The sequence below is a fragment of the Alloalcanivorax xenomutans genome (assembly GCF_032810065.1).
GTDB lineage: Bacteria > Pseudomonadota > Gammaproteobacteria > Pseudomonadales > Alcanivoracaceae > Alloalcanivorax > Alloalcanivorax xenomutans.
On record NZ_CP136538.1, the window covers coordinates 2,534,444 to 2,547,730 of the forward strand.

8 protein-coding genes are annotated in these 13,287 nt (G+C 62.3%); 5 read left to right on the forward strand and 3 right to left on the reverse strand.

Features of this window, described 5'->3' with window-relative positions; translation table 11 throughout:
- Positions 1-46: 46 nt before the first annotated feature.
- From RYH70_RS11725 to RYH70_RS11735, 3 genes are all read right to left on the reverse strand, one after another.
- Positions 47-2,185, reverse strand: coding sequence for a type VI secretion system Vgr family protein (locus RYH70_RS11725; RefSeq protein ID WP_317009166.1), 2,139 nt, complete (start codon positions 2,183-2,185; stop codon positions 47-49).
- A 481-nt stretch (positions 2,186-2,666) separates the two neighbouring features.
- Positions 2,667-3,611, reverse strand: a complete 945-nt coding sequence (locus RYH70_RS11730) for an IS110 family transposase (RefSeq protein WP_233917054.1) — start codon at positions 3,609-3,611, stop codon at positions 2,667-2,669.
- 1,148 nt (positions 3,612-4,759) lie between these two features.
- Positions 4,760-5,521: a GntR family transcriptional regulator gene (locus RYH70_RS11735; protein ID WP_080531086.1), complete on the reverse strand. Its 762-nt coding sequence runs from the start codon at positions 5,519-5,521 to the stop codon at positions 4,760-4,762.
- A 223-nt stretch (positions 5,522-5,744) separates the two neighbouring features.
- On the opposite strand from RYH70_RS11735, the gene RYH70_RS11740 reads away from it, so the two are divergent.
- Genes RYH70_RS11740 through RYH70_RS11760 form a run of 5 tightly spaced genes read left to right on the forward strand, consistent with a single transcriptional unit; the run spans position 5,745 to position 13,197 of the window.
- Entirely contained in the window at positions 5,745-7,436 is a 1,692-nt protein-coding gene (locus RYH70_RS11740) for an L-lactate permease (protein WP_317009167.1), read from the forward strand.
- A gap of 13 nt (positions 7,437-7,449) precedes the next feature.
- The gene (locus RYH70_RS11745) at positions 7,450-8,271 is read left to right on the forward strand and encodes a (Fe-S)-binding protein (protein WP_317009168.1); all 822 of its coding nucleotides are present in this window, start codon (positions 7,450-7,452) and stop codon (positions 8,269-8,271) included.
- A complete protein-coding gene (locus tag RYH70_RS11750; RefSeq protein ID WP_317009169.1) occupies positions 8,268-9,707 on the forward strand; it encodes a LutB/LldF family L-lactate oxidation iron-sulfur protein in 1,440 nt (479 codons plus the stop codon). Before RYH70_RS11745 ends, RYH70_RS11750 begins: the two co-directional genes overlap by 4 nt.
- Complete coding sequence (locus RYH70_RS11755) at positions 9,704-10,375, forward strand: LutC/YkgG family protein (protein WP_317009170.1); 672 nt, start codon at positions 9,704-9,706, stop codon at positions 10,373-10,375. Before RYH70_RS11750 ends, RYH70_RS11755 begins: the two co-directional genes overlap by 4 nt.
- Positions 10,372-13,197 (forward strand): FAD-binding and (Fe-S)-binding domain-containing protein, encoded by a 2,826-nt coding sequence (locus RYH70_RS11760; protein WP_317009171.1) that lies wholly within the window; start codon positions 10,372-10,374, stop codon positions 13,195-13,197. Before RYH70_RS11755 ends, RYH70_RS11760 begins: the two co-directional genes overlap by 4 nt.
- The last annotated feature ends 90 nt before the right edge of the window (positions 13,198-13,287 follow it).

Below are 13,287 nucleotides of genomic sequence, written 5' to 3' on the forward strand. Positions count from 1 at the left end.
GTCCGAGGGCCTGTACACACTATTTGAATGGCGTCTTCTGGATGCCCTAGTTGATATCCACGTCCTTGCCGATGATGTGAACCGGCCCGCTGGCACCGAACTCAAACTGCACGCCGTTGATGCGCACGGTGCCATCGGACTTCATCACCAGCGAGGATTTGCCAACGGTGATGGACAACTCATCCCGGGCATTGATGGTGAACCGCTTGCCCACCAGAACCGATTTATTGATGCCCACCTGCTCCGACTGGGACAGCCCCACCGTGGTGTTCATGGCCGCGCCCACGGAAACCTGATAAGCGCCGCCGATGGTCAGCGCCTTGGCCAGGGCCACGGTTTCCGCCTTGGCCTGTTTAATCAATTCGGTTTGGTTGCCGCCGATCACCACATTCTCATTGCCGCCCACGTCCTCGGTGCGATTGGCGCCAATGGAAATGGTCTCGTTCCGGTCCACCCTTTCAGCGCGGTTGTTGTGCACGGTGATGGTTTCATCACGGTCCACGGTTTCCGTGCGGTCGCGCTTGATGTGGCTGGTTTCATCGCGGTCGATGGTTTTGCTGCGATCCTGACCGACCCAGTGGGTCTCGTCGTTCTCGACTTCGATATCCTGGTTCTTTTCCGCGTGGATCCAGAGCTGCTCCTCGCCCTTCTTGTCCTCGAAGCGGATGGCGTTGGCGTTGTCATAGCCACCGCCCTGGCTGGAACGGGTCAGAATCCCGGTCTGGGTTTTGTTGGCGGGCAAATCCCAGGGCGGCATATTGGCCTGGTTATAGACCCGGCCGGTGATGATCGGCTTATCCGGGTCACCGTCCAGAAACTGGACCAGAACTTCCTGACCAATGCGCGGCACCGCCATGAAACCGAAGCGCTCACCGGCCCAGTTCGATGCCACCCTGACCCAGCAGGAACTGGCCTCGTTACTCTGGCCTTCTCGGTCAAAATGAAACTGCAGCCGCACCCGCCCATACTCGTCGCAATAAATTTCCTCACCGCTGGGGCCCACCACGGTGGCGGTCATCAGCCCGTACAGCTTGGGCTGCTGACTGTTGAAGCCGCGCCCGGGCCGCCAGGGCACTTTCTTGCGCAGACACTGGAAGCGGTTTTCGTAATGGGAAGCCGACTCCTTGCCAAGGTAGTTATTACGCGCCTGATGGTGCGTCTCCACTACCAGGAACTGGTGGTCGCTTTCCTCTTCCACATCATGATCGAAATGATCCATCAGTCCGAACCAGCGGCCCGGCTGCAACCGGCTGCAATCCCCCTCGCCCTGGAACACCTTGGCGTGGGCCTCGATTTCCTCCATGCGGCGGCGGCTCTGCATTTCTCCGCTCTCCCGGGCCTTGAAACCGTAGGCGCCGGCGTACTCGTAAACCTCCAGGTCCGGCACCATGCCCTGATCATTGACGGTGGCGGCGCTGGCCATCTGCGGTTGCGGATTCTTGAAGTTGAAGCTAGAGGCGCTGTAAGCGGTGGACGCCAGACGGCGATGGGCGAACCACTCACTGATGGCGTCGCTGACCCGGCTGCCCCCTTCCTTGTGATAGCGCACCCGCTGTGAGCCATCGACGGGTTCCGAGGTGGCGGAGTCATCACTGAGCACCAGGGTATGGCCGTCGGCGCGATGCTCGTACCAGTAATACCAGCCTCGCTCCTCCCAGCGCCGATGCAGATAGTTGTAGTCGGACTCATCCCACTGCATGGCGAAAGTGAGCGTGGCATCGTCCTCCGGCTTGATAAAATGGGTACGGTAGTCCCGCAGCGGATAATCCGCGAAGACCTCCGCGGTCTGATCCGCCACGGTCTGGTTCTGGAACAGGTAATTATCCTTACGCAACTTCAGGAAACTGAGCCACGGCCCCAGCTGCATTTCATAGGTGGCGTAGCCGCCATCGGTACCGCGCCGGGAAAACTCGAAAACATAACCGTTGAAATAACGAAGCGAACCGTCCTTGCGCACCAGTTCCAGAGTCACCATGCGGCCGATGAAACTCTTGGCATGAAGATGGGCATCATCGGATATCAATGTCACCGTGTAGCTGAAATCCCGGCACAGGCCTTCCGTCGCATCCAGTTGCTCCGGCAGCAGTACCGCATCCGGCCCATCGTTATGGGGAAACTTCAGGCGCAGCAGGCGATTGTGCTGCTCGCTGATCAAGGAACGAAAAGCTTGCACAAGCATGCTCATGGCGCCGCTCTACGGTGTTGAGACAGAAGGGAATCAGAAGAAGTGCGCGGAAAGATCACAGAAGGAACGCTCCCTGTTGATAGTGTCATTCCCATATCCGTAATAGGAATATCTCAGCTCGTCTTTTTCTTTTATACCATCAGGTTTGTCAACCAAATAACCACAACGAACAGGCCTTTATAAAGGGGTTATAACTGACCATAAAGCGTCATGATCCCACCCGTTGAAGACAGCTCGATGACAGTAAGGAAAGTGAATCGTATCAAAGCGCTAACGCCGGTTCTTCGGCGCCGAATGAGGAAGTTTGCCAGTACGGCATAAAACATTTTCATAATCCCGACAGACGTCAAGCGACCATTCTTCGTCGCACAAGCGAAATTTGCCGTCCTGTTTTTGTGATGGCCATCACATTCACCAAAGCGGGCTCCCACAGTTTGCCCTACGAAGCCGCTGTGGGAGATTCTATGGTGCCCTGCAATGCTTAGAAGAGCTTTGCGGGGCAATATTCTTGTTGCTGCTTCATCAGGGCGAAGGCGGTGCGAGCGATCTTCCGGGCCAGGATCACCAAGGCTTGCGTGGTGTGCAGTCCCCGGTCCCGATAGCGCTGATAGAAGGCGCGCCAGACCGGGTGTCGAGACGCACTCATGGCGGCACAGTGCAGCAGTCGCCTGACCTCCGTATCCCCTTGCTTGGTCAGCTTACGCTTGCCTGTGAGTTTGCCGGAGTCGCGGACTCGGACATCCAGCCCCAGGAAGGCAACGAAAGCATCGCTGTTCTTGAAGTCCCCTCTCAGGAAGGCCATGACCAAGGCGGTGGCGGTGATCTCGCCGACCCCGTCGATCGCGTCGCAGCGTTGGACCTGAGTCTGTAAGCCGGCGGCGCTCACCGCGCTCTTGAGCCGTTTCTGGATCAGAGAGTCAATCCGGTCCATTTTGGCGATCAGGGCACGCAGAGGGGCCTTGAGCTCCGGTTCTCCGCTCAGGCTCTGACGTAATGCCGTGCGGGCCTTAACCAAGGCGGCCCGGCGACGCAGCAGGCTCTGCAGCATCCGGTACGCCTTTGGGGGCGGGCTCCACGGGCGTAACTCGTCTTTCTCCTTGTGCAGATGGCGGGCCAGCAACTGGGCATCGGCCAGATCCGTCTTGGCCCGCCCTCCAACGCCTTTGCGGTAGTTGCTGAGGCGGTAACCGTCCACCACATAGACCCGATGCCCCTTGGCGTGTGCGCGCTCGGTAATGTCCATGTGATAGGTGCTGGTCGCCTCAATGGCGATATCGCAGCCCTCGGGGAGGGTGGCCAGCCATTGGCGAATGGCTTGGGGCGTGTTGTCGATGGTGAAGGTTTGGTTCAGGCCCTGGAGGTGAATCACCAGGTCATCTTTCGCAACGTCGATCCCGATCTCCGGGCGGCTTGCCGGCATTGCCATGGGGCACCCCTGTCAGCTAGGTTAAATGGGCTTGTCGGGGCGCACCGTCACGCTGGCTTGCAGAGTATCGTCGGTCTGAGTGTGCGCTCAGCCGATGGATTCCTTATCGGCGTTTGAAGGTGCGGGGTGGGGCCATATCTCCCACAGTCTGTACCCTAGGGTCAGAAGCTTGCCTGGTCCCTCCACCCCGACAAGTCTTCTCCTTCTAAGACTTGCCGGGAAACCATACAAGCTTGCCTGCAAGCGAATGCCCCAATCAGAGGCCACATTCGCCAGCAGGCTGGCTCCCACAGATTACGCTACGAAGCCGCTGTGGGAAGCTTGCTTGCAAGTGAATACCCCAATCAGAGGCCACATTCGCCAGCAGGCTGGCTCCCACAGTTTGCCCTACGAAGCCGCTGTGGGAAGCTTGCCTGCAAGCAAATACCCCACATCAGAGGCCACATTCGCCAGCAGGCTGGCTCCCACAGTTTGCCCTACGAAGCCGCTGTGGGAAGCTTGCTTGCAAGCGAATACCCCACATCAGAGGCCACATTCGCCAGCAGGCTGGCTCCCACAGTTTGCGCTACAAAGCCGCTGTGGGAGCTTGCCTGCAAGCGAATACCCCACATCAGAGGCCGCATTCGCCAGCAGGCTGGCTCCCACAGTTTGCCCTACGAAGCCGCTGTGGGAAGCTTACCTGCAAGCGAATACCCCAATCAGAGGCCGCATTCGCCAGCAGGCTGGCTCCCACAGATTACGCTACGAAGCCGCTGTGGGAGCTTGCCTGCAAGCGAACACCCCACATCAGAGGCCACATTCGCCAGCAGGCTGGCTCCCACAGATTACGCTACGAAGCCGCTGTGGGAAGCTTGCTTGCAAGCGAATACCCCAATCAGAGGCCGCATTCGCCAGCAGGCTGGCTCCCACAGTTTGCCCTACGAAGCCGCTGTGGGAAGCTTACCTGCAAGCGAATACCCCAATCAGAGGCCGCATTCGCCAGCAGGCTGGCTCCCACAGATTACGCTACGAAGCCGCTGTGGGAAGCTTGCTTGCAAGCGAATACCCCACATCAGAGGTCACATTCGCCAGCAGGCTGGCTCCCACAGCTTGCGCCACGAAGCCGCTGTGGGAGCTTGCTTGCAAGCATGCTTCCCACTACCGGGCCCTCAACGCCGCCGGCGCTCCGCCCGCTCCACCCGCTGCGCCTGCTGGCGTGCTTCATCGAGCACTTCGCGCACGTAGCTGATGTGATTCTGCGCCACCGCGCGGGCGTCCTCCGCGCGCTGTTCAAGGATGGCGTCGAGAAGCTGACGGTGCTGGGCCAGCAACATGTCGCGGGTTTCGTCCCGCTGTTCGTACATGCCGCCAATGTTGGTGACCACATTATGTTTGAGCAGCTCGAACAGGCCGCGAATGGTGTGCAGCAGCACGGCATTGTGACTGGCCTCGGCAATGGCCAGGTGAAAGGCGGCATCGGCGGCGCCTTCCTCGGCGCGAGCCACCTTGGCGTCTCTATAGCAACGATGCAGGGCCTCGAACGCATCGCGCAGACGCTGGCGATCCAGTTCCGTGGCCCGCTGCGCGGCGTAATAGGCGCAGGCCCCTTCCAGGGTATGACGGAATTCCAGCAGATCCTGCTGGGCGTCGCTGTGCTTTTCCAGCAGATGCAGTAACGGATCACTGAAAGTGGAGCCCAGTTGCTCCGCCACGAAAGTACCGCCGCCCTGGCGGCTGGTCAGCAGCCCCCGCACCACCAGCTTCTGAATCGCTTCACGCAGGGAGGGCCGCGATACACCAAACTGCTCCGCCAGGGCACGTTCCGCCGGCAAGCGTTCTCCGGCCTTGAAACTGCCCTCCAGAATCATCGTTTCCAACTTCTCCACGATTTCATCGGAAAGTCGCCGATGACGGACTTGTCCCGTATTCATGCCACCTCTCAAATTGGTATTACCAATTAAGAAATCCTACGACGTTCCACATCTCCACACCACCCACTATCCACAATGAATAGACAAAGGTCTTACCGACCCCTGTCTTGACGCACCAGGGATCAGCTTTTAGGCTAGTTTTTCATTTTGGATAATTGGTAAGACCAATTTACACAAACCTTTTCGACGATGCAAACAACAATACCCAGGAGACTATCGCGCCATGCAACCCGGCCTGCTTGCTCTTTTCGCTTTCTCCCCGATCGTCCTTGCCGCATTACTTTTGATCGGCTTGCGCTGGCCGGCCCGTCGCGCCATGCCGGTGGTGTACCTGTTCTCCGCCATGGTGGCCCTGTTGGTCTGGGACATGAGTTTCAATCGCCTGCTCGCCTCCACGCTTCAGGGGCTGGTGATCACGCTGGGGTTGTTGTGGATCATCTTCGGTGCGCTGCTGCTGCTCAACACGCTCAAGCATTCCGGCGCCATTGCCGTGATTCATAAGGGCTTCACCACGCTCAGCCCGGACCGTCGCATTCAGGCCATCGTCATCGCCTGGTTGTTCGGCAGTTTCATCGAGGGCGCCTCCGGATTCGGCACCACCGCCGCCATCGCCGCGCCCTTGCTGGTGGCGATCGGTTTCCCGGCCCTGGCGGCGGTACTGATGGGCATGCTGGTGCAAAGCACCCCGGTTTCCTTCGGCGCCGTCGGCACGCCCATTGTGGTCGGCGTCACCAGCGGTCTGGACAGCGCCGCCCTGAGCCTCGAGCTGACCGAGCGCGGTTCCAGCTGGGAGCAGTTTCTGCAGCAGATCACCAGTAGCGTGGCCATCACCCACGCCCTGGTGGGTACCATCATGCCGATGATCATGGTGTTGATGCTGACCCGGTTTTTTGGCAAGGACAAAAGCTGGAAAGCCGGCTTCGAAGTGCTGCCGTTCGCGTTGTTCGCCGGCCTTGCCTTCACTCTGCCCTATCTGGCCACAGGCCTGCTGCTCGGGCCGGAGTTCCCGTCCCTGCTCGGCGGCCTGATCGGCCTGGCCATCGTCACCACCGCCATTCGTTTGAACTTCCTGGTCCCCAAACAGCAGTGGGATTTCGCCGACCGCGAGCACTGGCCACGGCAGTGGCTGGGCAGCCTGGAAATCAAGGTGGCGGATTTGACCGGCCGCCCCATGGGCACCCTGCGCGCCTGGCTGCCCTACGTGCTGGTCGGGGTATTGCTGGTGATCAGCCGGGTGTTCCCGGAAATCGGCGCGGCGTTGAAGAGCGTGGCCATCGGCTGCAGCGACCTGCTCGGGGAAACCGGCATCAGCGCCAACGTCCAGCCGCTGTATCTGCCCGGCGGCATCCTGGTCACGGTGGTGGCCATCACCTTTTTCCTGCACCGCATGAAACCCGCCGCCCTGGGCGCGGCGGTGAAGGAATCCTCCGGCGTTCTGCTCAGCGCCGGGTTCGTGTTGTTGTTCACCGTGCCGATGGTGCGGATTCTGATCAACTCCGGCGTCAATGCCTCGGATCTGCCTAGCATGCCGATTGCCATGGCCCGCTACGTAGCGGATAGCGTCGGCGGCATTTACCCCCTGTTCGCGCCCGCCGTGGGCGCGCTGGGGGCTTTTTTGGCCGGTTCCAACACGGTCAGCAACATGATGTTCAGCCAGTTTCAGTATGGCGTCGCCCACGGCCTCGGGCTGTCCGGTGCCATGATGGTGGCGGCCCAGGCGGTCGGCGCCGCCGCCGGTAACATGGTGGCGATCCACAATGTGGTGGCCGCCTCCGCCACCGTCGGCCTGCTCGGTCAGGAAGGGGCGACTTTGCGCAAAACCATCTGGCCGACGTTTTATTATGTGATGATGACAGGACTGATCGCCCTGGTGGCGCTCTACCTCCTCGGTGTCACCGACCCGCTGGTTCAATGAAGGAATCACCGCCATGAACGCTCCCCGCACCTTCGTTCCCCAGGCCACCCGCACTGCCGAGCCGGACGCGGCGCCCCGGACTTATCCCGAGCACAAACCCGAGCGGATTTATCTGTTCGGTACCTGCGTGGTGGATCTGTTTTTCCCGGAGGCCGGCATGGATGCCATACGGTTACTGGAACGGGAGGGGATTCAGGTGGTTTTCCCCCAGGCGCAGAGCTGTTGCGGCCAGCCGGCCTACACCAGCGGCTACACCGATCAGGCACGCGAAGTGGCACGCGCGCAGCTGGCGCTGTTCGACCAGGACTGGCCGGTGGTGGTGCCTTCCGGTTCCTGTGCCGGCATGTTCCGCCATCATTACCTGGAGCTGTTCGCCAACGAGCCCGATGCCCTGGCACGGGCCAGGGCCGTGGCGGAACGCACCTACGAGCTGGCGGAGTTCCTGCTGTATGTTTGCCGGGTCGAGTTGCACGATCAGGGCCCGCCCACCGAGGTGGCCCTGCACACCTCCTGCAGCGCCCGCCGGGAAATGCACACTCATCATCACGGCCGCGCCCTGCTCGATCAGTTGTCCGGGGTACGCCGGGTGGATCATGATCATGAAAGCGAATGCTGCGGTTTCGGCGGCACTTTCTGTGTGCGCATGCCGGATATTTCCGGCGCCATGGTGGCGGACAAGACCCGCTCCCTGCGCGACAGCGGCGCCGCCCGCGTGGTGAGCGCGGACGCCGGCTGCCTGATGAACATCAACGGCGCCCTGGAAAAACAGCGGGCGCCCCTGCAAGGTCAGCATCTGGCCAGCTTTCTTTGGCAACGCACCGGAGGCCAGCCATGAGCCAGCCCGCGCGCATCCCGCTACGGGATGAATTCAAGAGCCGCGCCCGTGATGCGCTGGGGGACGCCCAACTCAGACGCAATTTTCGCGGTGCCATGGACTCGCTGATGGAGAAGCGCGCCGCCGCCTTCAGCGACGCCGACGAGCGCGAACGGTTGCGCACCCTGGGCAATCACATCCGCGCCCGCGCGCTGTCCCGGCTGCCGGATCTGTTGGAGCAACTGGAAAGCAATCTCACCGCCAACGGCATCCAGGTGCACTGGGCGGAAACCACCGAGCAGGCCAATCGCATCGTCCTCGACATCGCCGAGCGCCGTCAGGCCAGACAGGTGATCAAGGGCAAGTCCATGGTCAGCGAGGAGATGGATATGAACCATGTCCTCGCCGACCACGGTATCGAGTGTCTGGAATCGGACATGGGCGAGTACATCATTCAGCTCGACCACGAGAAGCCCTCGCACATCATCATGCCGGCGATCCACAAGAACGCCGATCAGGTGGCCCGGCTGTTCGAACGGGAACTGGGCGAACCCTACACCCGCGACGTCAACGAATTGATTCAGACTGGCCGCCGGATACTGCGGCAAAAATTCTTCGACGCCGACATCGGTGTCTCCGGCGTCAATTTCGCGGTGGCCGAAACCGGCACCCTGGTACTGGTGGAAAATGAAGGCAACGGTCGCATGAGCACCACCGTGCCCAAGGTGCACATCGCCGTCACCGGCATCGAGAAAGTGGTGGCCCATCTGCGCGATGTGGTGCCACTGCTGTCACTGCTGACCCGCTCCGCCCTGGGGCAGCCGATCACCACTTACATCAATATGATCTCCCGTCCGCGCCAGGCCGGCGAGCGCGACGGGCCGGAAGAAGTGCATCTGGTGCTCCTCGACAACGGTCGCAGCCAGGCCTTCGCCGACGGTGAACTGCGGCAGACCCTGAACTGCATCCGCTGCGGCGCCTGCATGAATCACTGCCCGGTGTACACCCGTGTCGGCGGCCACACCTATGGCGAGGTCTACCCTGGCCCCATCGGCGCCATCATCACCCCGCACCTGGTCGGCCTGGACAAGGTGCCGGACCATCCCAGCGCGTCTTCCCTGTGCGGCGCCTGCGGCGAGGTCTGCCCGGTGCGGATTCCGATTCCATCGCTGTTGCGGCGCTTGCGCGAAGAGAACGTGTCCCGTCCGGATCCCGGGCACGCGGTAATGCGCGGCCAGGGCAGCAAATACTCGGCACTGGAGAGCACCGTCTGGAAGCTCTGGCGCACGTTGTACACGCGCCCGCTGCTGTACCGGCTGTTCCGCTTCTTCGCCACCCGCTTGCGCGCGCTGACCCCCTCCCGTCTCGGCCCCTGGACCGAGCACCGCGGCGCCCCCAAACCCGCCGCCCGTTCCTTGCATGAACTGGCCCGCAAACATCTGGAGCAGCCCCGATGAGCGCCAAAGCCCGCATTCTCGACAAACTCCGGCACAGCCTGGCCGGCACCGAACCGCTGCCGGACGATTTCGACGAGACGCTGGTCACCGAGCCCTGGCGCTATCCGCCGGAACAGCGCATTGCCCGCTTGCGGGAATTGATGGAAGCGGTGCGCACGGAAATTCATCTCACCAGCCAGACGCAATGGCCGGACCTGCTGGCCACCCTGCTCGACGAAAAGCAGCTGACACGTCTGCTGATCGCACCGGAGACCGATCATGGCCGGCAATTGAGCGAACACTGGCAGCGCCGTTCCGATGCGCCGGCGTTACACGCCTACGACCGGCCCGTGGAAGAGTGGAAACACGAGCTGTTCCACGACACCCCGGCCAGTCTCACCGGCACGGTAGGCGCCATCGCCGCCACCGGCAGTCTGATTCTGTGCCCGGACCGCCACGAACCGCGCTTGATGAGTCTGGTGCCCCCGGTGCATTTCGCGCTACTGCGCGCCAGCACCATCCATGACAATCTCTATGAAGCCCAGCGCGCCTTGAACTGGCGCGCCGGCATGCCCACCAACGCGCTGTTGATTTCCGGCCCGTCCAAGACCGCCGACATCGAGCAGGTACTGGCCTACGGCGCCCACGGCCCCAAGGACCTGGTGGTACTGATTCTGGAGGACGCATGACCGCTGCCGACCATGGCCCGCTGCCCGCGCCTTTTCTACGGGCGGTGGAAACCCTGATTCCCGCCTCACGGCGTTTCGACGATCCGTTGTCCACCCTGGCGTTCGGCACCGACGCCAGCTTTTACCGTCTGATTCCGAAACTGGTGATCCGGGTGGAAACAGAAGCGGAAGTGGTGACGCTGCTGCAGCTGGCCGGCGAGCATGCCGTGCCGGTGACGTTCCGCGCCGCCGGCACCAGTTTGTCCGGCCAGGCGATCAGTGATTCCGTGCTGATCGTGCTGGGCGACCAGTGGAACGGCCGGGAAATTCGCAACGACGGCGAACAGATCCGCCTGCAACCCGGCGTCATCGGCGCCCAGGCCAACGCCTGGCTGGCGCCGCTGGGCCGCAAGATCGGCCCGGATCCGGCCTCCATCAACGCCGCCAAGATCGGCGGCATCGTCGCCAACAATTCCAGCGGCATGTGCTGCGGCACCGCCCAGAACACCTATCACACCCTGGCCGGCATGCGCCTGGTGCTGGCCGACGGCACGGTGCTGGACACCGAGGACGCGGACAGCATCATGCGCTTCCGGCAAAGCCATGCCGCCCTGCTCGAACAACTGGCTGAACTGGGCCGGGAGACCCGCGCCGACAACGCCTTGAGCAGCCGCATCCGTCACAAATACCGTCTCAAGAACACCACCGGCCTGTCCCTGAACGCGCTGGTGGATTACGACGATCCGCTGGATATTCTCACCCATCTAATGGTGGGCTCGGAGGGAATCCTTGGCTTCATCAGCGCGGTCACCTACGACACCGTGCCGGAGTACCCGCACCGGGCCAGCGCCCTGATCGTGTTCCCCGACGTGGACACCTGCTGCCGGGCGGTGCCGGTGCTGAAGCAGCAACCGGTGTCGGCGGTGGAATTGCTCGACCGCCGCAGCCTGCGCTCGGTACAGGACCAGCCGGGCATGCCCGACTGGGTGCCGGGCCTGTCCGATGGCGCCTGCGCCTTGCTGATCGAATCCCGCGCCGCCGCCGAAACCCTGCTGCTGGAACAGTTACAAGGAATTCGTCAGGCCCTCGCCGCCTTCGCGGTGGAGAAGCAGGTGGATTTCAGCACCGATGCGGCGGTGAACGAACAACTCTGGGCCATCCGCAAAGGCACCTTTCCGGCGGTGGGCGCGGTGCGGCCCACCGGCACCACGGTGATCATCGAGGACGTGACCTTCCCGGTGGAACAACTCGCCGATGGCGTGCGCGGCCTGCTCACCCTGTTCGATAAACACCGCTACGACGAAGCGATCATCTTTGGCCACGCCCTGGAAGGCAATCTGCATTTCGTGTTCACCCAGGGCTTCGACGACCCGGCCCAGGTACAACGCTATGAGGCCTTCATGGGCGACGTGGCCAAACTGGTGGCGGAAGACTTCGGCGGCGCGCTCAAGGCCGAGCATGGCACCGGCCGCAACATGGCGCCCTTCGTGGAGCTGGAATGGGGCCGCGACGCTTATCAACTGATGTGGAAAATCAAACGGCTGCTGGACCCCGCCGGCATCCTCAACCCGGATGTGGTGTTGTCCGAGGACCCGCGCATTCACCTGAAACATCTCAAGCCGCTGCCCGCCGCCAACGAGATCGTCGACAAGTGCATCGAGTGCGGCTTCTGCGAACCGGTGTGCCCTTCCCGCGGCCTGACCCTGACACCGCGCCAGCGCATCGTGGTATGGCGGGACATTCAGGCCAAACGCCGCGACGGAGCCGGCGCCACCGCGCTCTGGAACGACTATCTGTATCGCGGCATCGATTCCTGCGCGGCCACCGGCCTGTGCGCCCAGCGCTGCCCGGTGGGCATCAACACCGGCGATCTGGTGCGTGAATTGAGAGCCGGACAGGCCCGGCACACCGGCACCGCCGACCGGCTGGCCGATCATTTCAGCGGCGCGCTCGGCGCCACCCGGATCACTTTGCGCGGCGCCACCACCGCGCAAAAACTGCTCGGCGGAGAACGGCTGCAAACGCTTGCCAATGGCCTGCGGCGGCTGTCCGGCGACCGCATCCCGATGTGGACGCCGGCCATGCCGCAAGCCACCTCCCTGCCCCGCCATCAACACCTCTCCGCCGGGCAACGCCCACGCGTGGTTTATCTGGCCGCCTGCGTCTCCCGCACCATGGGGCCGTCGCTGAACGACCGGGAGCAGGTGCCGCTGATCGACAAAACCCGGGCGCTGCTGGAAAAAGCAGGCTTCGAGGTGGTGTTCCCGGAAGATCTGGACAGCCTGTGCTGCGGCCAGCCGTTCGCCTCCAAAGGCTATCCGCAACAAGGCGACCGTAAACGGGACCAACTGGCGGCGGCGCTGCTGAAAGCCAGCCGCGATGGCGAGGATCCGGTGTACTGCGACACCAGCCCCTGTACCTTGCGGCTGGTCCAAGGCGGCCTGGATCCGAGATTGAAGTTGTACGACCCGGTTAAGTTCATCCGCGAGCAGCTGTATTCCCGGCTCACGTTTTCACCACTGGACACGTCGGTGGCGGTGCACGTCACCTGCAGCACGCAGCATCTTGGGGAAAGCGCGGGGCTGATCGACATAGCGCGTCGCTGTGCCCGGGAAGTGGTGGTACCGGAAGGGATTCACTGCTGCGGCTTCGCCGGGGACAAAGGCTTCACCACCCCGGAACTCAACGCCCACGCCCTGCGCGATCTGCGCGACACCGTGCGGCATTGTGACGAGGGCATCTCCACCAGCCGCACCTGCGAGATCGGTCTCAGCCATCATGGCGGCATTGATTATCACGGGCTGGTGTATCTGGTGGACCGGGCGACCACGGCGCGGCCCTGAATTCCGCGGGCGATTCGCTGCCAAGGCAGCTTCCCACAGAAAAGACTACGAAGCCGCTGTGGGAAGCTTGCTTGCAAGCGAATAACCCCA

Excerpts from the sequence above, each read along its gene's own strand:
- RYH70_RS11725 (WP_317009166.1), bottom strand. The coding sequence starts at position 2,185 with ATGAGCATGCTTGTGCAAGCTTTTCGTTCCTTGATCAGCGAGCAGCAC.
- RYH70_RS11730 (WP_233917054.1), bottom strand. The coding sequence starts at position 3,611 with ATGGCAATGCCGGCAAGCCGCCCGGAGATCGGGATCGACGTTGCGAAA.
- RYH70_RS11735 (WP_080531086.1), bottom strand. The coding sequence starts at position 5,521 with ATGAATACGGGACAAGTCCGTCATCGGCGACTTTCCGATGAAATCGTG.
- RYH70_RS11740 (WP_317009167.1), top strand. The coding sequence starts at position 5,745 with ATGCAACCCGGCCTGCTTGCTCTTTTCGCTTTCTCCCCGATCGTCCTT.
- RYH70_RS11745 (WP_317009168.1), top strand. The coding sequence starts at position 7,450 with ATGAACGCTCCCCGCACCTTCGTTCCCCAGGCCACCCGCACTGCCGAG.
- RYH70_RS11750 (WP_317009169.1), top strand. The coding sequence starts at position 8,268 with ATGAGCCAGCCCGCGCGCATCCCGCTACGGGATGAATTCAAGAGCCGC.
- RYH70_RS11755 (WP_317009170.1), top strand. The coding sequence starts at position 9,704 with ATGAGCGCCAAAGCCCGCATTCTCGACAAACTCCGGCACAGCCTGGCC.
- RYH70_RS11760 (WP_317009171.1), top strand. The coding sequence starts at position 10,372 with ATGACCGCTGCCGACCATGGCCCGCTGCCCGCGCCTTTTCTACGGGCG.